This window comes from uncultured Parolsenella sp. (assembly GCF_958346945.1).
In the GTDB taxonomy this organism is placed as follows: Bacteria; Actinomycetota; Coriobacteriia; order Coriobacteriales; family Atopobiaceae; genus Parolsenella.
Genome location: NZ_CATVTL010000004.1, coordinates 59,228 through 80,654 on the forward strand (window position 1 = coordinate 59,228; position 21,427 = coordinate 80,654).

The 21,427-nt window shown below is 67.2% G+C and carries 19 protein-coding genes; 14 read left to right on the forward strand and 5 right to left on the reverse strand.

Annotated elements, in window-relative coordinates; translation table 11 throughout:
- Positions 1-82 precede the first annotated feature (82 nt).
- Positions 83-1,447 (reverse strand): PFL family protein, encoded by a 1,365-nt coding sequence (locus Q3866_RS03990; RefSeq protein ID WP_293826250.1) that lies wholly within the window; start codon positions 1,445-1,447, stop codon positions 83-85.
- A 168-nt stretch (positions 1,448-1,615) separates the two neighbouring features.
- Positions 1,616-2,476, reverse strand: coding sequence for a DegV family protein (locus Q3866_RS03995; RefSeq protein ID WP_301829786.1), 861 nt, complete (start codon positions 2,474-2,476; stop codon positions 1,616-1,618).
- Between the two features lie 220 nt (positions 2,477-2,696).
- Here Q3866_RS03995 and Q3866_RS04000 point away from each other — a divergent pair, with 220 nt between their 5' ends.
- The 3 genes from Q3866_RS04000 to nhaA all read left to right on the forward strand — a co-directional run bounded on the left by Q3866_RS04000 (position 2,697) and on the right by nhaA (position 5,910).
- Positions 2,697-3,248: a DUF1836 domain-containing protein gene (locus Q3866_RS04000; protein ID WP_301829787.1), complete on the forward strand. Its 552-nt coding sequence runs from the start codon at positions 2,697-2,699 to the stop codon at positions 3,246-3,248.
- Between the two features lie 166 nt (positions 3,249-3,414).
- Positions 3,415-4,350 carry a manganese-dependent inorganic pyrophosphatase gene (locus Q3866_RS04005; RefSeq protein WP_301829788.1) on the forward strand — a complete coding sequence of 312 codons (936 nt, stop codon included), beginning with the start codon at positions 3,415-3,417 and terminating at the stop codon, positions 4,348-4,350.
- Positions 4,351-4,515: 165 nt separating this feature from the next.
- Entirely contained in the window at positions 4,516-5,910 is a 1,395-nt protein-coding gene (gene nhaA, locus Q3866_RS04010) for a Na+/H+ antiporter NhaA (protein WP_301829790.1), read from the forward strand.
- Positions 5,911-6,119: 209 nt separating this feature from the next.
- Here the strand turns inward: nhaA and Q3866_RS04015 are convergent, their stop codons facing one another.
- A complete protein-coding gene (locus tag Q3866_RS04015) occupies positions 6,120-6,380 on the reverse strand; it encodes a hypothetical protein (protein ID WP_293673832.1) in 261 nt (86 codons plus the stop codon).
- A gap of 73 nt (positions 6,381-6,453) precedes the next feature.
- Between Q3866_RS04015 and Q3866_RS04020 the strand changes: the two genes are divergently transcribed.
- From Q3866_RS04020 to ricT, 10 genes are all read left to right on the forward strand, one after another.
- The gene (locus Q3866_RS04020) at positions 6,454-7,746 is read left to right on the forward strand and encodes an aminotransferase class I/II-fold pyridoxal phosphate-dependent enzyme (protein ID WP_301829792.1); all 1,293 of its coding nucleotides are present in this window, start codon (positions 6,454-6,456) and stop codon (positions 7,744-7,746) included.
- 259 nt (positions 7,747-8,005) lie between these two features.
- The gene (locus tag Q3866_RS04025) at positions 8,006-8,827 is read left to right on the forward strand and encodes a tetratricopeptide repeat protein (protein WP_301829794.1); all 822 of its coding nucleotides are present in this window, start codon (positions 8,006-8,008) and stop codon (positions 8,825-8,827) included.
- Between the two features lie 16 nt (positions 8,828-8,843).
- Positions 8,844-9,155, forward strand: coding sequence for an STAS domain-containing protein (locus Q3866_RS04030; RefSeq protein ID WP_293673829.1), 312 nt, complete (start codon positions 8,844-8,846; stop codon positions 9,153-9,155).
- 51 nt (positions 9,156-9,206) lie between these two features.
- Positions 9,207-9,722, forward strand: coding sequence for a twin-arginine translocase TatA/TatE family subunit (locus Q3866_RS04035; RefSeq protein ID WP_301829796.1), 516 nt, complete (start codon positions 9,207-9,209; stop codon positions 9,720-9,722).
- Positions 9,722-10,513 (forward strand): twin-arginine translocase subunit TatC, encoded by a 792-nt coding sequence (gene tatC, locus Q3866_RS04040; RefSeq protein ID WP_301829797.1) that lies wholly within the window; start codon positions 9,722-9,724, stop codon positions 10,511-10,513. The genes Q3866_RS04035 and tatC overlap by 1 nt, the downstream gene beginning before the upstream one ends.
- 3 nt (positions 10,514-10,516) lie before the next feature.
- The gene (locus Q3866_RS04045; RefSeq protein ID WP_301829799.1) at positions 10,517-13,111 is read left to right on the forward strand and encodes a DNA topoisomerase I; all 2,595 of its coding nucleotides are present in this window, start codon (positions 10,517-10,519) and stop codon (positions 13,109-13,111) included.
- 8 nt (positions 13,112-13,119) lie between these two features.
- Positions 13,120-13,956: an HAD-IIB family hydrolase gene (locus tag Q3866_RS04050; protein ID WP_301829802.1), complete on the forward strand. Its 837-nt coding sequence runs from the start codon at positions 13,120-13,122 to the stop codon at positions 13,954-13,956.
- 320 nt (positions 13,957-14,276) lie between these two features.
- Positions 14,277-14,918 carry a dTMP kinase gene (gene tmk / locus Q3866_RS04055; RefSeq protein WP_301829803.1) on the forward strand — a complete coding sequence of 214 codons (642 nt, stop codon included), beginning with the start codon at positions 14,277-14,279 and terminating at the stop codon, positions 14,916-14,918.
- A complete protein-coding gene (locus Q3866_RS04060) occupies positions 14,911-16,074 on the forward strand; it encodes an ATP-binding protein (protein WP_301829804.1) in 1,164 nt (387 codons plus the stop codon). Before tmk ends, Q3866_RS04060 begins: the two co-directional genes overlap by 8 nt.
- Positions 16,053-17,696, forward strand: a complete 1,644-nt coding sequence (gene ricT / locus Q3866_RS04065; protein ID WP_301829807.1) for a regulatory iron-sulfur-containing complex subunit RicT — start codon at positions 16,053-16,055, stop codon at positions 17,694-17,696. The genes Q3866_RS04060 and ricT overlap by 22 nt, the downstream gene beginning before the upstream one ends.
- A gap of 72 nt (positions 17,697-17,768) precedes the next feature.
- On the opposite strand, the gene dtd is transcribed toward ricT, so the two are convergent.
- Together dtd and Q3866_RS04075 are read right to left on the reverse strand one after the other, a co-directional pair.
- Positions 17,769-18,221, reverse strand: a complete 453-nt coding sequence (gene dtd, locus Q3866_RS04070; protein ID WP_301829809.1) for a D-aminoacyl-tRNA deacylase — start codon at positions 18,219-18,221, stop codon at positions 17,769-17,771.
- Between the two features lie 8 nt (positions 18,222-18,229).
- A complete protein-coding gene (locus Q3866_RS04075) occupies positions 18,230-19,744 on the reverse strand; it encodes a carboxypeptidase M32 (RefSeq protein ID WP_301829810.1) in 1,515 nt (504 codons plus the stop codon).
- A gap of 302 nt (positions 19,745-20,046) precedes the next feature.
- Here Q3866_RS04075 and glmM point away from each other — a divergent pair, with 302 nt between their 5' ends.
- Positions 20,047-21,378, forward strand: a complete 1,332-nt coding sequence (gene glmM / locus Q3866_RS04080) for a phosphoglucosamine mutase (RefSeq protein WP_293826282.1) — start codon at positions 20,047-20,049, stop codon at positions 21,376-21,378.
- Positions 21,379-21,427 lie beyond the last annotated feature (49 nt).

A 21,427-nucleotide genomic window follows, 5' to 3' on the forward strand; every position in this document is an offset into this window, starting at 1 on the left:
CCTTCGTTCTTCTCGCCCTTCTCGCACAAAAAGGGGCCGGCCCCTTGCGAGGCCGGCGCCAAACCGGGTGGTGTTGCCCGCGCTAGTTCTTGAGCGAGTTGAGCGGGGCCGGGAAGCGGCCGCCTCGGTGGGCGAGGACGTGGCCCGCGTTGGGGTTCACGTGCATGACCGGGGCGCGGCCAAACAGGCCGCCAAACTCCACCGAGTCTCCCTCGGACTTGCCGATGGCCGGGATGAGGCGCACGGCGGTCGTCTTGTTGTTGATGACGCCGATGGCCATCTCGTCGGCGATGATGCCGGCGATGGCCTCGACGGGCGTGTCGCCGGGAACCGCGATCATGTCGAGGCCCACCGAGCACACGCAGGTCATGGCCTCGAGCTTCTCGAGCGAGAGGGCGCCCGCCTCGGCCGCCTCGATCATGCCTGCGTCCTCGGACACCGGGATGAAGGCGCCCGACAGGCCGCCCACGCTGGAGCTCGCCATGACGCCGCCCTTCTTGACGGCGTCGTTGAGCATGGCCAGGGCGCACGTGGTGCCGGGGCCGCCACAGGTGCCCACGCCAATGATCTCGAGGATGCGGGCCACGGAGTCGCCGATGGCGGGGGTGGGGGCCAGCGACAGGTCGACGATGCCCTTCTCCTTGCCCAGGCGACGCGCGGCCTCGCGGCTCATGAGCTCGCCGGCGCGCGTGATCTTGAACGCGGTCTGCTTGATGCGCTCGGCGACCTCCATCATGCTGGCCGTCTCGGGCAGCTCCTCGAGGGCGGCGGCCATGACGCCGGGGCCCGAGACGCCCACGTTGATCACGGCGTCGGCCTCACCCGAGCCGTGCGTGGCGCCGGCCATGAAGGGCGAGTCCTCGACCATGTTGGAGAAGACGACGAACTTGCTTGCGCCGATGGAGTCCTGGTCGGCGGTGAGGCGGGCGCAGTCGAGCACCGTCTGGGCCACCATGAGCACGGCGTCCATGTTGATGCCGGCGCGCAGACTCGCGACGTTGACGCTCGAGCACACGCGGCTCGTGCTCGCCAGGGCCTCGGGGATGCAGCGGATGAGCCTGCGGTCGGCGTCGCCGATGCCCTTGTGGACGAGCGCGGAGTAGCCGCCCAGGTAGTCGATGCCAAGCGTGGCGGCGGCGCGGTCGAGCGCGTGGGCGAGCGGCACGAGGTCCGCGTCGGGGCAGGCCGCGGCGATCTGGGCGATGGGCGTCACGGAGACGCGCTTGTTGACGATGGGGATGCCGTACTCGCGCTCGAGGCTCTCGGCGACGGGCACGAGGTTCTCGGCGGTCTTGGTGATGTGGTCGTAGACCTTGGTGCACATGCGGTCCATGTTCTCGTCCGCGCAGCCCATGAGCGAGATGCCCATCGTGATGGTGCGGATGTCGAGGTGCTGCTCGGTGACCATGTTGAGTGTCTCGGTGACCTCTTCTGCGGTGATTGACACAGTGTCCCCTTAGCTGTCGAGCCTACGGTATCGCTCCATTATGCACGCAACGCCGACTGGCCCGCAGGTCAGTCGGCGCATCTGTAGCGTTCTGTTTACAGCGGTGAAGAATATGTCATCACATGCGCTGGGACATGTAATGCTACGGGCTGTAGTATCCCAGGTGGGCTAGCGCCAGCAGGGTTGGACGGCCATGCCCACGAGGCTCGCGCCGGTGTGGACGATGAGGTCGGGCGAGATGCCGCTGCGCACCACGTCGACGACGTTGGGGATGGTCTCGCGGATCTTGGCCGTGAGCTCGTCGAGCCTGTCCTCGGCCTTGGTGCAGCACACGGCGCAGACAACGCGCTCGTAGCGCTTGGCCTGCTCCTGGACAAACGCCAGCTCTGCGGCGAGGGCCTTCTCCCAGCCGCGGGCCTTCTTGACCGTGGCGTACTTGCCCTCGGCGTCGCAGTAAAAGACGGGCTTGATGTTGAGGGCGCTGCCCAGGCGATACGTCGCCTCGTTGATGCGGCCGCCGTGGCGCAGGTACTTGAGCTCGCGCACCGTGAAGTAGACGCGCGTGTGCTCGGAGAGGTCTGCGAGCCTAGGTCCCAGCTCCTCGAAGGGAACGCCCGCCTCGATCATCTCGACCGCGGCCATGACCACGAGGCCCGCGGCGACGCCGATGCTCTTGGTGTCGACCACGGTGACGGGGAAGCCCTCCATCTGCCTGGCGACGAGCTCGGCGGTCTGGCAGGTGGCCGAGAGCCCCGAGCTGATCGTCACGAGCACGGCGCGCTCGTAGCCGTCGGTGCGTGCGGCCTCGAGGGCGGCCTGGATGTCTGCGGGGCTCGGCAGGCTCGTGGTGGGAATCTCGGTGGCGAAGCGGTCGATGACCTCGTCGGTGGTGATGTCGACGCCCGAGCGGTACGAGCCGTCCGCGTAGTTCACCACCAGGGGGATGTCGCGCACGTCATGGGCCTCGCAGAAGTCTGCGGGGGTGTTGGTGCCCGTGTCCGTGAGGACGGCGATGCGCTGGTCGTTCATGGTCTCTCCTCGCTGGCGTTCCGCGGTCGTGCCGTTAACTCATGAGCGGCAGTATAGCCTATGAATATGGAGGATTAGCACATCTAGTATTTAAAACTAGATGTGCTGCTTTTCATAATGTGTAAACTAGCGTGGACGAGAAGAACGCCGGCGTGCAGGTGCCGGCGACGCCGCGGCCGAGAAGGTCGGGCGTGGCGGACACGCGAGGGGAGGGTGGCCCATGACGCTCGACGATGACGAGGCACGCGAGCTGGCGCGTCGCATGGCCTGCGCCCACATCATGCGCATTGACGAGATGCCCCGCATCGAGCTCTACCTCGACCAGGTGCTTGCGCTCGTGTCGCAGAGCCTGTCGTTCATGGCCCTTCCCGGCGAGGAGCTGCTCACCGGCTCGATGGTCAACAACTACGTGAAGCAGCGCGTCGTGCCCGCGCCGCAGCGCCGCCGCTACACGCGCCGCCACGTGGCGGCCCTCATCTTCGTGTGCTCGTTCAAGCGCGTGTTCTCGATCTCGCAGATTCGTGACCTGTACCAGGTTTGCGTCGACCGCGGGGTCAACGTGGCGGCCACCTATGACGCGCTGGCGGGCTCGCTCGAGGACGCGCTTGCCCAGCGCTTCGACGGAACCGCGCCCCTCTCGACGCCCACCGTCGAGCTCACCGACGCCGAGGGCACGCCCGTTGCCCCCGACCTCGCCCGCGTGATGGAGGCTGGCGTCGAGGCGGTGGCCGACAAGGTCTTCGTGGAGCAGACACTGCTGCTGGGGCGCTAGGCGCGGCCGGCGCGTGGTATTGCTCGTGTTCAACCCGTAGGGACGCGCCGCGGTCGCGCGCGTGTGCAGGCGGCACGGTTACAATAAAAACGTTGTGCATATTCCGGGCGCGCAGGCGTCCGCAGGTGTCCGCGCGAGGGTGCGGGCAAGGATAGAAGGAGAGTCCATGAGCACGGTCTACGTCTTTGGTCACAAGAACCCCGACAACGACGCCATCATGTCGGCCGTCGTGCTGTCGCAGCTGCTCAACCAGGTCAACTACGACGGCAACACCTACGTTGCCCGCCGCCTGGGCTCGCTGCCCGCCGAGTCTGCCAAGCTCCTCGCCGACAACGGCGTGGCCGAGCCCGAGCTGCTCGAGGTCATCGAGGCCGCCGACGAGCCCCAGCAGGTCGTTCTCACCGACCACAACGAGGATGGCCAGACCGTCGACGGCATCGCCAACGCCGTCGTCACCGGCGTTGTCGACCACCACCGCATCGGCGGCTTCACCACGGCCGCTCCGCTGCACTACATCGCCCTGCCCTGGGGCTCCAGCTGCACCATCGTCGCCAAGCTCTTCGAGGTCCTGGGCGTTGAGCCCACGCGCGAGCAGGCCACGCTGCTGCTCTCGGCCATGATGACCGACACGCTCATGCTCAAGAGCCCCACCACCACCGACGTCGACCGCGCCATGGCCGCCAAGCTGGGCGAGCAGGTGGGCGTCGACCCGGTCAAGTTTGGCATGGAGGTCTTCCTCAGCCGTCCGTCCGGCTCCTTCACGGCCGCCGAGATGGTGGGCAACGACATCAAGCTGTTCGAGGTGGGCGGCCAGCAGCTGCTCATCGGCCAGTACGAGACCGTCGACAAGACCCGTGCCCTGGGCATGATCGACGAGATCCGTGAGGCCATGCGCGCCTACCAGGCCGAGAAGGGCGCCGACGGCATCGTGCTGTGCGTCACCGACATCATGGAGGAGGGCTCGCAGGTCCTCTTCGAGGGTGCCACCGAGGTTGCCCAGAAGGGCCTGGGCATCGCCGACGAGCACGACGGCGTCTGGATGCCGGGCGTCCTCTCCCGCAAGAAGCAGGTCGCCGCTCCGATCCTGGCTGCCGCCGAGTAGGGACTCGTGGAGTTCCCGTGGGGCGCACGCTGGGCTGACGCCGGACGCGGGGCCGTGCGGGTAGATAGATTGAGACTGGGCCGCCGGCGCATGCGCTGGCGGCCTTCTTGAGACGCGGGCACTAACCCGCACGTTCGGGCCACGCGCCCAGAAGAAGGATGTGACATGCCCCAGACCCCAGAGTCCGTCATCGACGAGGAGATCATCCGCGTCGATGCGGTGGCGCAGCGCATTGAGAAGCGAGACTCGCGCCACAAGATCACGTCGAACGGCACCATTGCCGCCGCGGTCATGGTGCTCGCGGCGATCCTCGCCGTCATCGTGGCCAACACCCCCGCCTACGAGACGGTCCACCACTTCTTTGAGACGGGCCTCACGCTTGGCATCGGCGATTGGTCTGCCACGATCACCCTCGAGCAGTTCGTCAACGACTTCCTCATGGCGATCTTCTTCCTGCTCGTGGGCATCGAGCTCAAGTACGAGATGACCGTGGGCCAACTGAGGCGCCCACGCCAGGCGGCCCTGCCGATGCTCGCCGCCGTGGGCGGCGTGGCCGTGCCGTCGATCATCTACATGGCGCTGAACCTGGGCGAGGGCGGCGCGCCCCACGGCTGGGCCGTGCCGATGGCCACCGACATCGCCTTCGCGCTGGGCATCATGTCGCTTCTGGGCGACCGCGTGGCGCCCGCCACCAAGGTGTTCTTCTCGACCCTCGCCATCGCAGACGACATCCTGGCCATCATCGTGATCGCGGTGTTCTACGGCCAGACGCCGAGCATCCCGTGGCTCGCCGCGTCGCTTGGCTGCGTCGTGGTGCTTGCGGCCCTGCATCACTGCCACGTCTACAGCTCGCGCTGGTACATCCTCGTGGGCCTCGTGCTGTGGGTGTGCATGTTCAACTCGGGCATCCACGCCACGCTCGCGGGCGTCGTGCTCGCGCTGTTCCTTCCGGCCCGCTCCGACATCCAGCTCGATGCCCTGCGCGACTGGCTCTCCGACAAGGCCAACCTGCTCGATGACGCCTACGATGCCGAGTCCCACGTGCTGGGCCAGCACGACTTCACGGTTGCGGCCGAGGGCGTCGAGCAGGTCATGCATCACGTGACCCCGCCGCTCGAGCGCGTCGAGAACGCCATCTCGGTGTTCGTGAACTTCTTCGTGCTGCCGCTCTTTGCCTTCGTGAACGCCCAGGTGTGCCTCGTGGGCGCGGACCCCGCGGCCATCATCGCCGACCCGGTGACCCGCGGCGTGTTCCTGGGCGCCTTTCTCGGCAAGCCCATCGGCATCATCGGCGTGACGTTTATGCTAGTGAAGATTGGCTTTGCCAAGCTGCCGCGCGGTGTCGACTGGAAGCAGATCGTGGGCGTGGGCCTCATGGGTGGCCTGGGCTTCACGATGTCGATACTCATCGCGGGCCTGGCCTTCACCGTCGAGAGCGAGGTGCTGGCCGCCAAGTGCGCCATCCTCGCCGGCTCGGTCGTCGCGGCCGTGGTGGGCAGCGTGTTCATTCTCGTTGCCACCAAGAAGCCCGAGGGTCCCGAGCATCCCGTGGAGGAGTAGGGCGGCCGCGACCTTCTCGCGCATGCTGTAGCGCTGCAAGACAAGGGACGCCCCGTCACGCATTGGTCGTGGCGGGGCGTCTTTGTGTGTATGCAGATTGGTGTGCCTGGGCTGGCCAGGCGGGCGCGGACGGCCGCGGGGCCGTGGATGGCGTTCCCATCCTGGTTGGCGGGTGCGGGCCGCAGTCCGCGGGGACGGTGCCTCTTGCGCTACTCGACCGTGCCGAAGCGCTGGGTCCAGCCGTGGGCGGCCAGCGCCGAGTTGAGCTGGTCTGCGAGACGGGCGCGCTCGTAGACGCCGCTGGGCAGGCAGGAGACAATCTCGAGCAGGTCGTAGTCGAGGTCGTACGTCTCGGCCATGACCTGGGCGTCGAGGTTGTCCACAAACTCGGCGGAGGCATAGAGCGAGTCGACGAAGCGCTGCAGCTCGCCAAACTCGTCTGAGTTGGGAATGTAGGGCGGTTTATCCATGCGACACATGGTAACGCATATACTCACAGTGCAGGGGCGCGCCGACGCCTGAGATGTGCGAATGGAGACGACCATGGCTAACGTCTACGAGAGCATGACCACCGAGGAGCTGGACGAGCAGATCAAGGGACTCGAGGCCGACGTCGAGGAGCTGCGCAGCCGCGGCCTCGCGCTCGACATGGCCCGCGGCAAGCCGTCGCCCGAGCAGGTCGACTTGGCCCGCCCGATGCTCGACGTGCTGACCTCCTCCTCCGACCTCACCGACGATGGAGTGGACGCCGCCAACTACGGCTGCCCCGACGGCGTGCCCTCGGCCCGCCGCCTCATGGCCCAGATCTTGGGCGTGAACCCGGAAAACCTCGTGTTGGGCGGCTCGTCGAGCCTCAACATCATGCACGACGCCGTGCTCCACGGCTGGGTCAAGGGCGTCGCCGGCTGCGAGCCGCAGTGCCAGCAGGCCGCGCGCGGCACGCTCAGGTGGCTGTGCCCGAGCCCCGGCTACGACCGCCACTTTGGCGTGACGGCCAACGTGGGCTTTGAGAACGTGCCCGTCGCCATGGGCCCGGACGGCCCCGACATGGACGAGGTCCGGCGCCTCGTCGAGGGCGACCCGTCGGTCAAGGGCATCTGGTGCGTGCCCAAGTACTCCAACCCCACGGGCATCACCTTCTCCGACGAGGTCGTGCGCCGCATGGCCGCGCTCAAGCCCGCCGCGCCCGACTTCCGCATCTACTGGGACAACGCCTACATCGTCCACGAGCTCACCGACGAGCCCGACGAGCTGCTCGAGGTCTTTGGCGCCGTGGCCGAGGCTGGTGGCGATAACCTCGTCTATGAGTTCGCCTCGACCAGCAAGGTGACCTTCCCGGGCAGCGGCATCGCCGCCGTGGCCGCGAGCGCCGCCGACATCGTTGACCTCAGGGCCTGGTTTGGCGTGGAGCGCGTGTGCTCCGACAAGCTCGCCCAGCTCATGCACGCCCGCTGGCTGCCCAACGCCGACGCCGTGCGCACCCACATGGCCGAGCAGGCCAAGGTGCTTCGCCCCCGCTTTGACCTGGTGGAGCGCAAGCTCACCGAGGGCCTGGGCGAGCTTGGCTGCGCCACGTGGTCGCACCCCAAGGGCGGCTACTTCGTCTCGTTCGACGGCCCCGAGGGCTCGGCCAAGGCGATCGTTGCCCTGGCGGCAGATCTGGGCGTCAAGATGACCGGTGCCGGCGCCACCTGGCCCTACGGCAAGGACCCGCGCGACACCAACATCCGCATTGCCCCCTCGTACCCCACGCTCGACAACCTTGGCGCCGCGCTCGACGTGTTCGTCGCCTGCGTGAAGCTCGTCTCGGCACGCCTTGCCCGTGCCGCCCGCTAGCGCCCTGGGACAAAATAGCCCGGAGCTTTTTTGTCCCAGTTCCCTGCGGCTTTGAGGGCAAGACCCCGCGCTCGACAGTTCTTTGACGAGGAGAGGGCGGTGGCGCGCGCAGCGTCGCCGCCCGCTCTGCTATCCTTGCGGGATGGTAATTTGGTGGCTTGGGGTAGAATGAGCCGCACGTGTCCTTCTTGGCCCTAGGGTTGACGCGGGGACGTACATATATGTAGGTGGCCCCGCGAGGCTATGGCAGGAGGATCGTATGGCATCGAAGAAGCACGAGCAGGTCGAGAAGAAGCCCGAGAGCGTAGACCTGGGGACGACAGGCCGCGGCCACCACGCCAGCGAGGAGTCCGAGCCCAGCCGCACAGTCAAGCCCTCGAGCCGCCGCCCGCTGGTGCTCGTTGCCGTCATTCTCGTGTCCATCATCATGGTGGGCTCCATCCTGCTGCCGTCGCTGTCGGCGATTGTCTCGGGCATGCAGGCCTCGAGCTCGAGTTCGAGCACGGATGCCGCGCAGACGAGCGCGACCGCGGCCACGACCAACTCCTACATGGACCAGCTCGACAGTCGCTACCAGTCCACGGCAGACTCGCTCGAGGCCAAGCTCGAGAGCAACCCCAACGACGCGGCGGCTCTCATCAACCTCGCCAACACCTACCTCACCTGGGGCGATATGGCAAAGAACTACGCCAGCACCGACGAGGAGAACGCCCACGTCACCGACCTTCTCCAGAAGGCCGAGGGCTACTATGACACCTACCTCGAGAGCAACGACGCCGCCGCCGCGCACGTGAATCGCGCGCTGTGCCGGTACTACCTGGGCGACTCGGCCGGCGCCATCTCCGCGCTCGAGAAGTTCGTCGCCGCCACGCCCGACTACGCGCCCGCCTGGGCCAACCTCGGCATGATCTATCAGGAGACAGGCGACACCAACAAGGCCGAGGACGCCTACAACAAGGCGCTCGAGGTCGACCCGAACGACGAGAACGGCATGAAGAGCTACGTCACCTCGCAGCTCCAGTCAATCACCAGCTCGGCCGACGCCGCCACCACCGGTGACGCGTCCGCAGACGCCGAGTAGCAAAGGGGGGATGGGCATGGACCTTTCCATTACCACGACTTCCAACGACGCGACGCGCCTCGTGAGCGTCGCCGGCGAGGTCGACGTCTCGAACGCCGACAAGCTCCGCGAGGCCGTCGACGAGGCACTGGGCGCAAAGCCCGCCCGCGTCGAGGTCGACCTTGCCGAGACCAGCTACATCGACTCGACTGGCATTGGCGTGCTGGTTGGTGCCGCCACCCGCGCGGGCGAGGACGGCATCGGCTTCGAGGTCGCCAACCCGCAGCACAACGTGCGCCGCGTGCTGGGGCTTCTGGGCGTTGAGAAAGCGCTGAACGTACAGGACTAGCAGACTTGCGCGCACCCCTCGAGGCGCGCGCAATCGCCCAAGGAGGCTTACGTGTTCGGCATCGGAGATACAGAGTTCATACTCATTCTCGTGTTTGCGTTCCTGCTGTTTGGCCCGGACAAGCTGCCGGGCATGGGCCGCACCATTGGTCGCGCCCTCAGGCAGTTCCGCACCGCGCAGGAGGGCGTGACCAAGGTCGTCCAGTCCGAGATCATCGACCCCATCCAGGACGCCGCCAACTCGCCCATGGGCAAGGCCGCGGCCAAGGCCCAGGAGGAGGACGCCGACCTCACCGAGGAGGAGGTCGCAGCCGCCAAGCCGGCCGAGACCTTCGCTGAGCGCCGCGCGCGCCTGGCCGCCGAGAAGGCTGCAGCTGCCGAGAAGGCCACCAAGGCCGATGACGGTGAGGCCCCCGCAGCGCCGGCCGACCCCGATGCCGACGACGACGCCGCCCCGGCCGAGCAGGCAGACCCCGAGCCTGAGCCCGTCCCCACCTCCGTCGCAGCCCTCTATGGCCTCGACGACGATGATGACGATGACGACCTCAACGACGAGGAGGACGCATAATGCCCGTCGGACCCGCAAGAATGCCGCTGCTCGATCATCTGAGCGAGCTGAGGCGGCGCCTCACCATCATCATCGTGTGCGTGCTCGTGACGACGGTCGTTGTCTACATGGCCACGCCCACGCTCATCCAGGTTCTCATCGACCCGATTCGCCAGTTCATGCCCGACGGCGGCAAGCTCTACGTCACCACGGCGCTCGGCGGCTTTACCCTGCGCTTTAAGGTGGCCATGTTCTTTGCCGTGATCGTGTGCTGCCCCATTATCATCTTCCAGACGCTCGGCTTCTTCATGCCGGCGCTCAAGCCCTCCGAGCAGAAGTGGGTTGGCCCCACGGTGGCCGCCCTCGTCTTTCTGTTCTTCTTTGGCATGATCTTCTGCTACCTGGTAATCCTTCAGGCGACCTTTGGCTGGATGCTCGACCAGACCAACGACTTCGCGGCCGCCTTCGCCAACGCCGAGGACTACATCAACATGATCACCCTGCTCGAGCTTGGCTTTGGCTGCGCATTCGAGCTGCCCCTGGTGATCTTCTACCTGCTCATTTTCCACCTCGTGCCCTACAAGACCATGCGCGAGCAGTGGCGCTTCATCTACGTTGGCCTGCTCGTCGCCAGCGCCGTCGTGACGCCCGACGCAAGCCCCGTCACGATGTTTCTGATGTTCGCCGCGGTCATCGTGCTGTACGAGGCCTCCCTGTTCCTGGCTCGCCGCGTGCTCGTGGCCCGCGACGGCAAGGCGTCGCTCAAGTGGTCGCGCGATGAGTACCAGGAGCACAAGTTCAACGAGGATTAACGCATGAAGCTCGTCATCACCGAGAAGAACGATGCCGCCGAGAAGATCGCGGCCCTGCTCTCAGAGGCTGGTAAGCCCAAGAAGGACAAGGTCTACGACACTCCCGTCTACCGCTTTACGCGCGGCGGCGAGGAGTGGGTCACGATTGGCCTGCGCGGTCACATCCTGGCGCCGGACTTTCCCACCGAGCTCAAGTTCAGCGACAGCCAGGGCTGGTATGCCGTCTCGGCCGAGGGCGAGGTCCTTCCCGCCGACGTCCCCGACGGCCTGCCCCGTCCTCCGTTCAAAAAGAAGAAGCCGTTCCTCGAGGACGGCGTCGACATCAAGGGCTGGAAGGTCCCGAGCCTGCCCTACCTTGTGTGGGCGCCCGTCGAGAAGCTTCCCGCCGAGAAGGGCATCATCCGCTCGCTGAAGAACCTCGCCAAGAAAGCCGACTCGGTTGTCATTGGCACGGACTTCGACCGCGAGGGCGAGCTCATCGGCTCCGACGCGCTGGCCCAGGTGCTCGAGGTCAACCCCGGCGTGCCCGTCTCGCGTGCCCGCTACTCCGCCTACACCCGCGCCGAGATCGAGCATGCCTTCGCCAACCTCGTCGACCTCGATCAGAACCTGGCCGACGCCGGCGAGAGCCGCCAGTACATCGACCTCATCTGGGGCGCCGCCCTCACGCGCTACCTCACGATGGCGCGCTTCGGAGGCTTTGGCAACGTCCGCAGCGCCGGCCGCGTGCAGACGCCCACACTCGCCCTCGTGGTGGAGCGCGAGCGCGAGCGCCTCGCCTTCGTGCCGCAGGACTACTGGGTCATCAACGGCCGTGCCGCCGGTCCCGGCGAGCTCGACGACGCCGCCTTCAGGATTGCCCACGCGCAGGGCCGCTTCACCGACCACGATGCCGCCGCCACGGCCTTTGGCCACGTCGATGGTGCCACCGAGGGCACCGTCACCGCGGTGACCAAGCGCTCGCGCACCCAGCGCCCGCCCGCGCCGTTCAACACCACGAGCCTGCAGGCCGCAGCCGCCGCGGAGGGCCTCTCGCCTGCCCGCACGATGCGCCTTGCCGAGAGCCTCTACATGGACGGTCTCATCTCGTACCCACGCGTCGACAACACGGTCTACCCCGACTCGCTCGACCTGCGCGCCACGGCCAAGATGCTCGCTGGCGTGCCGCAGTACGCGCCCTACGTGAATAAGCTCGTGGCCGCCCCCGAGCTCCATGCCACGCGCGGCAAGCAGTTCGACACCGATCACCCGCCCATCTACCCCACGGGCGTGGGCTCGCCGGACAAGATGCAGCCCGCTGAGTGGAAGCTCTACAACCTCATCGCGCGGCGCTTCCTCGCCACGCTCTCCGACTCTGCGACCATCGAGGGCACCAAGCTTTCGATCGACATCGCGGGCGAGCCCTTCTCCGCCTCGGGCGACGTGCTCAAGGTGCCAGGGTTCCGTGCCATCTACCCGTTTGGCCTCAAGCGCGACGACCAGCTGCCCTCCCTGTCTGAGGGCGATAAGGTCGACGTGGCCGACCTCAAGCTCGAGGCCAAGCAGACCGAGCCTCCCGCGCGCTACAGCCAGGGCAAGCTGATCCAGGAGATGGAGAAGCGCGGTCTTGGCACCAAGTCGACGCGCGCGAGCATCATCGAGCGCCTCTACACGGTCAAGTACCTCAAGAACGACCCCGTCGAGCCCAGCCAGCTGGGCATGGCCATCATCGACGCCCTGCACACCTACGCGCCGCGCATCACCTCGGCCGAGATGACCAGCGAGCTCGAGCAGGACATGACCAAGGTGGCCCAGGGCCAGGACTCCCAGGACCAGGTGGTCTACCACTCCCGCGCGCTGCTCGCCGGCATGCTCGACGCCCTCATCGAGCACAAGGACGACCTGGGCGAGGCCATCGCCGATGCCGTTACGGCCGACGCCCGCGTGGGCACCTGCCCCAAGTGCGGCAAGGACCTCGTGGTGAAGTCGAGCGCCAAGACCCGCGGCAGCTTCGTGGGCTGCATGGGCTGGCCCGACTGCGACGTGACCTATCCGCTGCCGAGCGGCGTGCGTTACGAGGCCATCGAGGGCGAGGCCGGCGTGTGCCCCGAGTGCGGCGCGCCGCGCATCAAGTGCAAGCCGTTCCGCGCCAAGGCCTACGAGATGTGCGTCAACCCCAAGTGCCCCACCAACTACGAGCCCGACCTCAAGGTGGGCGAGTGCAAGGTGTGCGCCGAGGCGGGCCGTCATGGCGATCTCATCGCGCACAAGTCAGAGCGCTCGGGCAAGCGCTTCATCCGTTGCACCAACTACGACGACTGCGGCGTGAGCTACCCGCTGCCTGCGCGCGGTAAGCTCACCGCCACCGACGAGACGTGCCCCGAGTGCGGCGCGCCCATGATCATCGTTGAGACGGCCCGCGGCCCGTGGAAGAAGTGCGTGAACATGGACTGCCCCACCAACGAGCGCAAGACGCCCGCGCGCGTCCGCGCCGGCGCCACGAGAGGTGGGGCCAAGACGGCCGCGAAGACCGCCGCCAAGTCCACCATCAAGAAGACAACCACCAAGAAGACGACCAAGCGTGCCACCTCGAAGAAGTCCGGAGAGGCGGCCGAGTAGGGGGAAGCATGTTCGAGTCTAGTCCGCAGCCAGAGGGCCTCGAGAACGTCCGTCTCGTCCTGACCGACATGGACGGGTCGCTGCTGCTCGAGGACAACACCATTCCCGATGGCCTCGAGGAGCGCATTGACGCGCTCGAGAGCGTGGGGGCCGAGCTTGCCGTGGCGAGCGGCAGGCCCATGTACACCCTGCGCGACAACCTGGGGCCGCTCTTCGACAAGATGATGGTCATCGCCGACAACGGCGGCCTCGTCTTCGACCGTGGCAAGCTGCTCTTCCAGACCAACCTCAAGGTCGAGGACTACCGCCGCATGGCCTGCGTGACGCGCGAGCGCGGCGACTTTGGTTTTGTCTGCGGCATTGAGGGCTGCTACGTCGACAGGCGCGCGCTCGCCTGGGAGGACTTCATTCGCAACTTCTACAGCAAGTGCACCTTCGTCGACGACCTCACGACACTCGACGTCGAGGCCGACAAGTACACGGTGCTCTTTCCCAACAACGACGCGATGGACAAGATCGACTCCTACCGTGCCGAGATCGGCGACGAGTTCTCCTATGCCTGCGGTGGCATCATGTGGGTCGACATCGTGCCTGACGGCGTGAGCAAGGGCACGGCCATCAACAAGATCTCTGAGCTCACGGGCATTGGCGCGGACGAGATGGCCGCCTTTGGCGACGCGCCCAACGACGCCACGATGCTCGAGAACGTGGGCTTTGGCTACATGATGGCCAATGCCGTGCCCGAGATGCGGCGCCACGCGAACCTCGTGGCCCCCAGCAACGAGGAGCGTGGCGTGCTGCAGGTCATCGACCAGATCGTCGCCGCCCACAAGGCCGTGAGGTAGGGTTTCTCGCGGCAGTCGCGGCTTTTGGCGCCCAGCTGCTTTGACTGTAGGCCTGTGCCAGCTAGCTGGCACAGGCCTCTATTCGTATTTTGGGTGCTTCTGCATTCGTATTTTGTGTACGTCACCATTCGGATTTTGTGTGCGTAGACAATCGTATTATGTGATGGCGCGCAGTTTACCAGCGAGTTTGCTGAGGTTGCCTACCAGCTGCCTGATGGCGTTTATGTCATCCCCATTCGGTCTTTGGGTGCCTGAAGCCCTGCCTGCCTGGGGGCGAGTAGGATAGAAGAACTGGTCAAAGAGATGATTGGGGAGGTCATATGGCGCGTCGCGGTACGTTCATCACGCTCGAGGGCGTCGATGGGGCGGGCAAGTCGACCCAGGTGTTGATGCTGGTCGAGCGCCTGCGCGCGGCCGGCGCCGAGGTCGTGAGCCTGCGCGAGCCGGGCGGCACCCCCATCTCCGAGAAGATCCGCTCGCTCATCCTCGACCGCGCCAACGCCGAGATGGCCCCCGAGTGCGAGCTGCTCCTGTTCGAGGCGGCTCGCGCCCAGCTCGTGTGCGAGGTCATCGAGCCTGCCCTCGAGCGCGGGGCCACCGTCGTGTGCGACCGCTTCTACGACTCGACCCACGCCTACCAGGCCGGCGCCCGCGGCATGGACGACGCCCTCGTGACCCGTGCGAACGAGCTGGGTAGCTGCGGCGTTGTGCCCGACATCACCATCGTGCTCGACATGGAACCCGAGTGCGCCTTCATGCGCGCCGAGGGCCGCGGCGAGCACGACCGCATGGAGGCCGAGGGCCTTGCCTTCCAGCAGCGCGTGTGTGAGGACTACCGTGCGCTCGCCGAGCGCGAGCCCGCCCGCGTGAGGCTTGTCGACGCGATGGGCACGGCAGACGAGGTGGCCGTGCGCATTGACGCCGAGCTCGTGGCCGCGGGGACTGGCGCGGCCTATGAGTAGCGTGCGAGAGACGGCGACGCGGGAGGTGCCGCGAGCTCTCGACCGCATTGCGGGCCAGCCGCGCGTCCGCGACTTCTTTGCCGCGGTGGCGAGCTCGCGCAAGTTCAGCCACGCCTATCTGTTCGTGGGCGCCCCCGGCAGCGGCCAGCAGGACGCCGCCCTGGCGCTTGCCCAGTGCGTCATCTGCGAGCAGGGCGGCTGCGACGCCTGCGACGAGTGCATCCGCGTGGCGCACCGCACCCACCCCGACGTGCACTGGATCGAGCCCGAGGGCGCAAGCGGCTACGTCGTGGAGCAGGTGCGCAACCTCATCGCTGACGTCTCGTTGTCGCCCGTGCGCGCCTCCTCCAAGGTCTACATCCTCGACCGCGTGGACACCCTGCGCGACTCCTCGGCAAACGCCCTGCTCAAGACCATCGAGGAGCCTCCCGAGGGCGTCGTGTTCGTGCTGATGGCCCGCGCGACCGACGCCGTGCTGCCCACGATCGTCTCGCGCTGCCAGCTCGTGCCGTTTCGCCTGAGCAACCCCGCCGAGGCGGCACGCCGCGTGGCCGAGGCGAGCGGCGTTGGGGCGGGTGACGCCATCGCGCGCATCGCCCTCGACGTCACGATGACGCCGCAGCGCGCAGTCGAGTTCATCGCCTCGCACAAGCGTCGCGACGCCCGCCTGCTCATGGTGCGCACGCTCGACGGTCTCGCCCGCGACGACGCCTGGGATGTGCTCTGCGCGGCCCGCGACCTCACCTTGGCCGCCCAGGCTCCGCTCGACGACGTGAAGAGCCGCCAGGCCGAGGAGCTCGAGCGCGGCGCCGACTACCTCTCCACCAAGGCCGAGAAGCTCATCGAGCAGCGCAACAAGCGCGAGCTTACGGCTCGTGAGCGTTCGGGTATCATGGAACTTCTAGCAGCGGCGAGCTCGCTGCTGCGCGACGTGCTCATGCGCCTCGAGGGCGTGGACGAGCCCGTCGTCAACTCCGACTCTACCGATGTCGTCGAGCGCCTCGCCTCTCGGGCGACGAGCGCTGGCGTGCTCGCGGCCCTGCGTGCCGTAGACCAGGCCAATGACGACCTCGCCCATAACGTATCCCCCCAGCTGGTCTTCGAGACCATGCTGTGCACCTGCAAGGAGGCACTATGCCCACCGTCATTCCGGTGAAGTTTGCCTACGCCGCGCGCGACCTGTGGTTTGACCCTGCCGGCACCGACGCCGTCGAGGGCGACCACGTGATCTGCGCCACCGAGCGCGGAACCGAAATGGGTCTGGCCACGGGCGACCCGTTCGAGGTCGACCAAGCCGAGTACAACCGCAAGACCGACGGCGCCAAGCTCAAGAGCGTCATTCGCGTGGCAACCGACGAGGACTACGACCGCGCCGACAAGCTTGCCGAGCGCAGCGACCGCGCCTTCCCGACGTTCCGCCGCCTCGTCTCCAAGAGCGGCCTCGACATGAAGCCCGTTGCCGTCGAGTACCTCTTTGGCGGCGAGAAGGTCGTGTGCTACTTCTCCGCCGACGATCGCATCGACTTCCGCCAGCTCGTCCGCGACCTCTCGCGCGAGTTGCATGAGCGCGTTGACATGCGCCAGATCGGCGTGCGCGAGGAGGCCGCCCTCATGGGTGGCTTTGGCCACTGCGGCCAGGAGCTGTGCTGCACGCGCTTTGGCAGTGGCTTCGAGCCCGTCTCGATTCGCATGGCTAAGGAGCAGGACTTGCCGCTCAACTCCAACAAGATCAGCGGCGCGTGCGGGCGCCTCATGTGCTGCCTGCGCTATGAGTTCGAGGCCTACCGCGACTTCAAGCAGCGCGCGCCCAAGAAGAACGCCGTGATCCAGACGCCGCTGGGCACCGCCAAGATCGTCGAGTACGACACGCCCAAGGAGCAGCTGGCCCTGCGCCTCGAGAACGGCAAGCAGATCCGCGTGCCGCTCGCCGAGATGGAGGCGAGCGATGCCGCCAAGAAGAAGAGCGAGGAGCTGGGCTGCCCGTGCCGCCCCGACACGGTGCTGCGCTCCACGATGGACCGCCTCGCGAGTCCCGAGGTCCGTGCCGCGCTCGAGGAGATCGACCGCAAGAACGGCCTGATTCCCGAGGAGACAGTGGCCGCCGAGGACCTCTTCGTGACCGAGGGCCGCTCGGGCCGTCGCCGCCGCAACAAGGGCGGCAACAAGGGCGGCCGCTCCGAGGCCGCCGAGACCGCGCAGGCGCCGTCTGCCGAGGGCGAGACCACGAGGCGTCGCCGCAGGCACAAGACCGTCGAGGTTGCCGTCGAGGACGCCCAGAGCCTTCCGGGCCAGTCCGACTCCGCCTCTGCCAAGAAGAGCGCGCCTGGTGAGGGCAGACGCTCGAGGCGTCGTCATCACAGCGAGCAGGAGGCGGGCGAGCAGCGCGAGGAGCAGCAGCCCACGAGCCGCCGCGAGCGTCGCCACAACGTGCAGAAGGGCGAGGGTGAGCAGTCTCAGCGGCCCCAGCGCGAGCAACGGGCCAAGCAGGAGCAGGCCGAGGGCGGCGAGCAGCGCAGCTCGAGGCGTCGCCGCCGTCGCCCGGGTGACAAGGGTGGTGCGGCCGCCCAGGCCCAGCAGCAGCGTCGCGACGAGGCGGGCGAGCAGCGCAAGCCCAGGCAGAAGCCCAAGCACATGGCCTCCGAGGGCGGCGGCGCCCCGGCCGAGGGCAACGCGAGCGCGGGCGAGGGCGCGCCCAAGCGCCGTCGCCGCAGGCACCGCCGCGGTGGTGGCAACGGTGGCGAGCAGGGCGGCAAGCCCGAGGCGCCGTCTGCCGAGTAGCATCGCGGGACATAACCAACCAGCAAACAACGAGGCGGGCGCGAGGAACTCACTCCTCGCGCCCGCCTTGTCTTACAGCTCGTCGGTGTCGAGCCAGATGGTGAAGGGACCGTCGTTCACGAGCGCAACGTCCATCATTGCGCCAAAGACGCCGCGGCCCACGTGCCCGGCGCCCAGGCTCTGCTCGGCACGCTCGCAGAGGTGCTCGTAGAGGGTGCTTGCCACGTCGGGCGCCGCCGCGTCGGTAAACGACGGCCTGCGCCCGCGCCTGCAGTTGGCGTAGAGCGTGAACTGGCTCACGATGAGCGCCTCGCCACCCACGCTCGCAAGCGACAGGTTGGTCTTGCCCGCCTCATCCTCGAAGATGCGCAGGCCCAAGATCTTGTCCCACAGCTTGTCTGCCACGGCCTCGTCGTCGCTATGGCCCACGCCAAGCAGCACGAGCAGCCCCTTGCCGCAACTGCCCGTGACCTCACCCTCCACCGTGACGCTCGCATGCCTCACGCGCTGGATAAGTGCTCGCACGGTGCCTCCTAGAGGTTGTAGATGGCGCTGAACTTCTCGGTGAGGTAGCGCGTGTAGTGGCTCGCGTCGATGGGCCCGCCGCACGCCGCCTCGATGAGAGGTATCGGGTCGATGGTGCGACCGTGGCGCCAGACACGTTCGCGCAGCCACGCGCGTATGGGCTCGAGGTCGCCGCTCGCGCACGCACCCTCGAAGTCGACGCCGCTCGCGCGCATGGCGTCGAGCAGCTGCGCGCCATAGGCGCCGCCCAGCGCGTAGGTGGGGAAGTAGCCCATGTCGCCACAGGACCAGTGGACGTCCTGCAGGCACCCCAGGGTGTCGCTCGGTACCTCGAGGCCCAGGTAGCTGCGGTAGCGCTCGTTCCACAGGGCGGGGACGTCGGCCGCGGTGGCCTTGCCGTCGAAGAGCAGCTGCTCGATCTCGTAGCGAATGATGATGTGGAGCGGGTAGGTGAGCTCGTCGGCCTCGGTGCGCACGAGGCCCGGCTCGGCGCGGTTCGTGGCGAGGTAGAGGTCACGCGCGCTCACGCCGTCGAAGCGGCCCGGGAAGTGGCGGCGCAGGGTGTCGAGAAGCACAGGCGCAAAGGCCTCGGAGCGGCCCACGTAGTTCTCGAAGAAGCGGCTCTGGCTCTCGTGCACGCCGCTCGAGACGCCACCGTTCAAGATCGTGCGGTCGTAGGCAGGGTCGATGTTCTGCTCGTACATCGCGTGGCCGCCCTCGTGAAGCATCGAGTAGACGTTGCTGATGACGTCGTCCTCGTAGACGTGCGTGGCGATGTAGGCGTGGCGGCTGCAGACCGAGTCGGTGAAGGGGTGCTCGGTCTCCGACAGGGTGAGGGCGCTGGCGCGCAGGCCCTCGACGCGGAGCAGGTCGCGTGCGAGCTCCATCTGGGTGTCGTGGTCGAACGTGCCCTCGATGCAGCCGCGGCTGGGCTGCCAGCCGCGCTCGCGAATGGCGGCCACGAGCGGCACGACGCAGTTCTTGACCTCGGCAAAGAACCGGTTGTAGAAGGCGCGGGAGGTGCCGCGCTCGTAGGCGTCGAGCCAGGTGTCATAGGGGTCTGCCTCGGGCGCGCGCAGCTTGGCGATGGTGCGCATGGAGCTCACCATCTGGTCGAGGTAGGGCGCAAAGCTCGTCCAGTCGTTGGCGCCCTTAGCGCGGGTCCAGACGCTTTGGGCCTCGCAGCACAGCTTCGCGAAGCCGGCCTGGACGTCTGCGGGCACGTCGACGCGCTCGGATCGCTCGCGCGCGAGCACGCGCACCTGCGCGGTGCGGGTCTCGTCGAGCTCGCCTGCCGCCGCAGCCTGGCCCAAGCGGTCGAGCACCTGGCCGGTCTTCTCGCAGCACAGAAGCTCGTGGACCTCCTCCTCGAGGGTGGCCAGTGCCTCGGCGCGCGGACTCGCGGCCTCCTCGGGGTCGCAGGTCTCGCCTGCGAACATGATCGAGGTCGTGGCGTGGCGGTGGGCAAACAGGTGGGCCTGCAGAGAGTCAAGCTTGCGCAGGTCCTCTTCGATGATGGGCATGGTCTCCTCCTTGGTGGTTGGATGAGTCGAGTGTACTCGCTACGCGGGCCTGCGGGATGGGGCGGCGACCGCGGGCCCAGACCCGCGCGACCGTCCCACCTCACCCAAGCCAGACCTTCGCGTCCGTCCTTCTCGTCCCAAAAAAACATGACGCCCGCCCGCGCCCCTGGCTCTGCGTTTTCTGTCAGGGCGGGGGAGCGCCGTGCCATGAGTTGCATAATTATTAGGACTTCTCGGCGTGTCCCGGACGCGCCCTGATGCGTCATCCCCGACGCTGCTCGCACAAGACTGAGGAGAACTTCATGAAGTACTTCGGAACCGACGGCTTCAGGGGCCGCGCCAACGAGGGCCTCACGGTTGACCACGCCTTCGCCATCGGCCGCTTCGTGGGCTGGTACTATGGCCTGCGCGAGGGCCGCAAGGCCAAGGTCGTCATCGGCAAGGACACGCGTCGCTCCAGCTACATGTTCGAGTACGCGCTGGGCGCGGGCCTCGTGGCCTCCGGTGCCGACGCCTACCTGCTCCATGTCACCACCACCCCGTCGGTGAGCTACGTCGTGCGCAGCGAGGACTTCGACTGCGGCATCATGATCACGGCCAGCCACAACCCCTATACCGACAACGGCATCAAGCTCATCAACTCGGGCGGCTACAAGATGGAGCCCGAGGTCCTCGAGATGGTCGAGGACTACATCGACGGCAAGATGGACGTGCCCCTGGCCACGGGCGAGGACATCGGCCGTACGATTGACTATGTCGAGGGCCGCAACCGCTACATCGGCTTCCTCATCTCCTCGGCGAGCTTCTCGATGCACGGCATGCGCATCGGCCTCGATTGCGCCAACGGCTCGTCGACGCCCATTGCCAAGGGCGTGTTCGACGCGCTGGGCGCCAAGACCTACGTGGTGTCCAACGAGCCCAACGGCTTCAACATCAACCGCGGCTGCGGCTCGACCCACATCGAGCAGCTCCAGAACCTCGTGAGCGAGAAGGGCCTCGACGTGGGCTTTGCCTTCGACGGAGACGCGGACCGCTGCATCGCGGTCGACGAGCACGGCAACGTGGTCGACGGCGACCTCATCATGTACGCCTGCGGCACCTACCTGCACAAGATCGGCCAGCTCAAGGGCGACACCGTGGTCACCACGGTCATGAGCAACCTGGGCCTGTACAAGGCTCTCGAGCGCGCCGGTCTCAAGTACGAGCAGACCGCCGTGGGAGACAAGTACGTCTCGGCCTGCATGGTCGAGAATGGCTATTCGCTGGGCGGCGAGCAGAGCGGCCACGTGATCTTCTCCAAGTACAGCAACACCGGCGACGGCATCAACACGAGCCTGCGCATCATCGAGGCCATGCTGGGCCAGAAGAAGACCCTCTCCGAGCTCTGCGAGCCGGTCACGATCTATCCGCAGCTGCTCAAGAACGTCGTGGTGGCCGACAAGGAGACCGTCATGGCCGACGAGCGCGTCAAGGCCGCCGTGGCCGGCGTCGAGACGGCGCTCGAGGGCGAGGGCCGCGCGCTGGTTCGCGCGAGCGGCACCGAGCCACTGGTTCGCGTGATGGTCGAGGCCGCGACGCCCGCCATCTGCGAGAAGTACGTCGACGAGGTGGTCAAGGTCATCGAGTCGCTGTAGCCCGAACGCATTCGTGGCCGCGTCCCGGCGTGGGGCGCGGCCTTCTTTG

Coding starts and splice junctions, on each gene's coding strand:
- Q3866_RS03995 (WP_301829786.1), bottom strand. CDS start 2,476: ATGAACGACCAGCGCATCGCCGTCCTCACGGACACGGGCACCAACACC.
- Q3866_RS04060 (WP_301829804.1), top strand. CDS start 14,911: ATGAGTAGCGTGCGAGAGACGGCGACGCGGGAGGTGCCGCGAGCTCTC.
- tmk (WP_301829803.1), top strand. CDS start 14,277: ATGGCGCGTCGCGGTACGTTCATCACGCTCGAGGGCGTCGATGGGGCG.
- Q3866_RS04045 (WP_301829799.1), top strand. CDS start 10,517: ATGAAGCTCGTCATCACCGAGAAGAACGATGCCGCCGAGAAGATCGCG.
- Q3866_RS04005 (WP_301829788.1), top strand. CDS start 3,415: ATGAGCACGGTCTACGTCTTTGGTCACAAGAACCCCGACAACGACGCC.
- ricT (WP_301829807.1), top strand. CDS start 16,053: ATGCCCACCGTCATTCCGGTGAAGTTTGCCTACGCCGCGCGCGACCTG.
- Q3866_RS04050 (WP_301829802.1), top strand. CDS start 13,120: ATGTTCGAGTCTAGTCCGCAGCCAGAGGGCCTCGAGAACGTCCGTCTC.
- Q3866_RS04030 (WP_293673829.1), top strand. CDS start 8,844: ATGGACCTTTCCATTACCACGACTTCCAACGACGCGACGCGCCTCGTG.
- Q3866_RS04020 (WP_301829792.1), top strand. CDS start 6,454: ATGGCTAACGTCTACGAGAGCATGACCACCGAGGAGCTGGACGAGCAG.
- nhaA (WP_301829790.1), top strand. CDS start 4,516: ATGCCCCAGACCCCAGAGTCCGTCATCGACGAGGAGATCATCCGCGTC.
- Q3866_RS04025 (WP_301829794.1), top strand. CDS start 8,006: ATGGCATCGAAGAAGCACGAGCAGGTCGAGAAGAAGCCCGAGAGCGTA.
- Q3866_RS04015 (WP_293673832.1), bottom strand. CDS start 6,380: ATGGATAAACCGCCCTACATTCCCAACTCAGACGAGTTTGGCGAGCTG.
- Q3866_RS04000 (WP_301829787.1), top strand. CDS start 2,697: ATGACGCTCGACGATGACGAGGCACGCGAGCTGGCGCGTCGCATGGCC.
- tatC (WP_301829797.1), top strand. CDS start 9,722: ATGCCCGTCGGACCCGCAAGAATGCCGCTGCTCGATCATCTGAGCGAG.
- glmM (WP_293826282.1), top strand. CDS start 20,047: ATGAAGTACTTCGGAACCGACGGCTTCAGGGGCCGCGCCAACGAGGGC.
- Q3866_RS04075 (WP_301829810.1), bottom strand. CDS start 19,744: ATGCCCATCATCGAAGAGGACCTGCGCAAGCTTGACTCTCTGCAGGCC.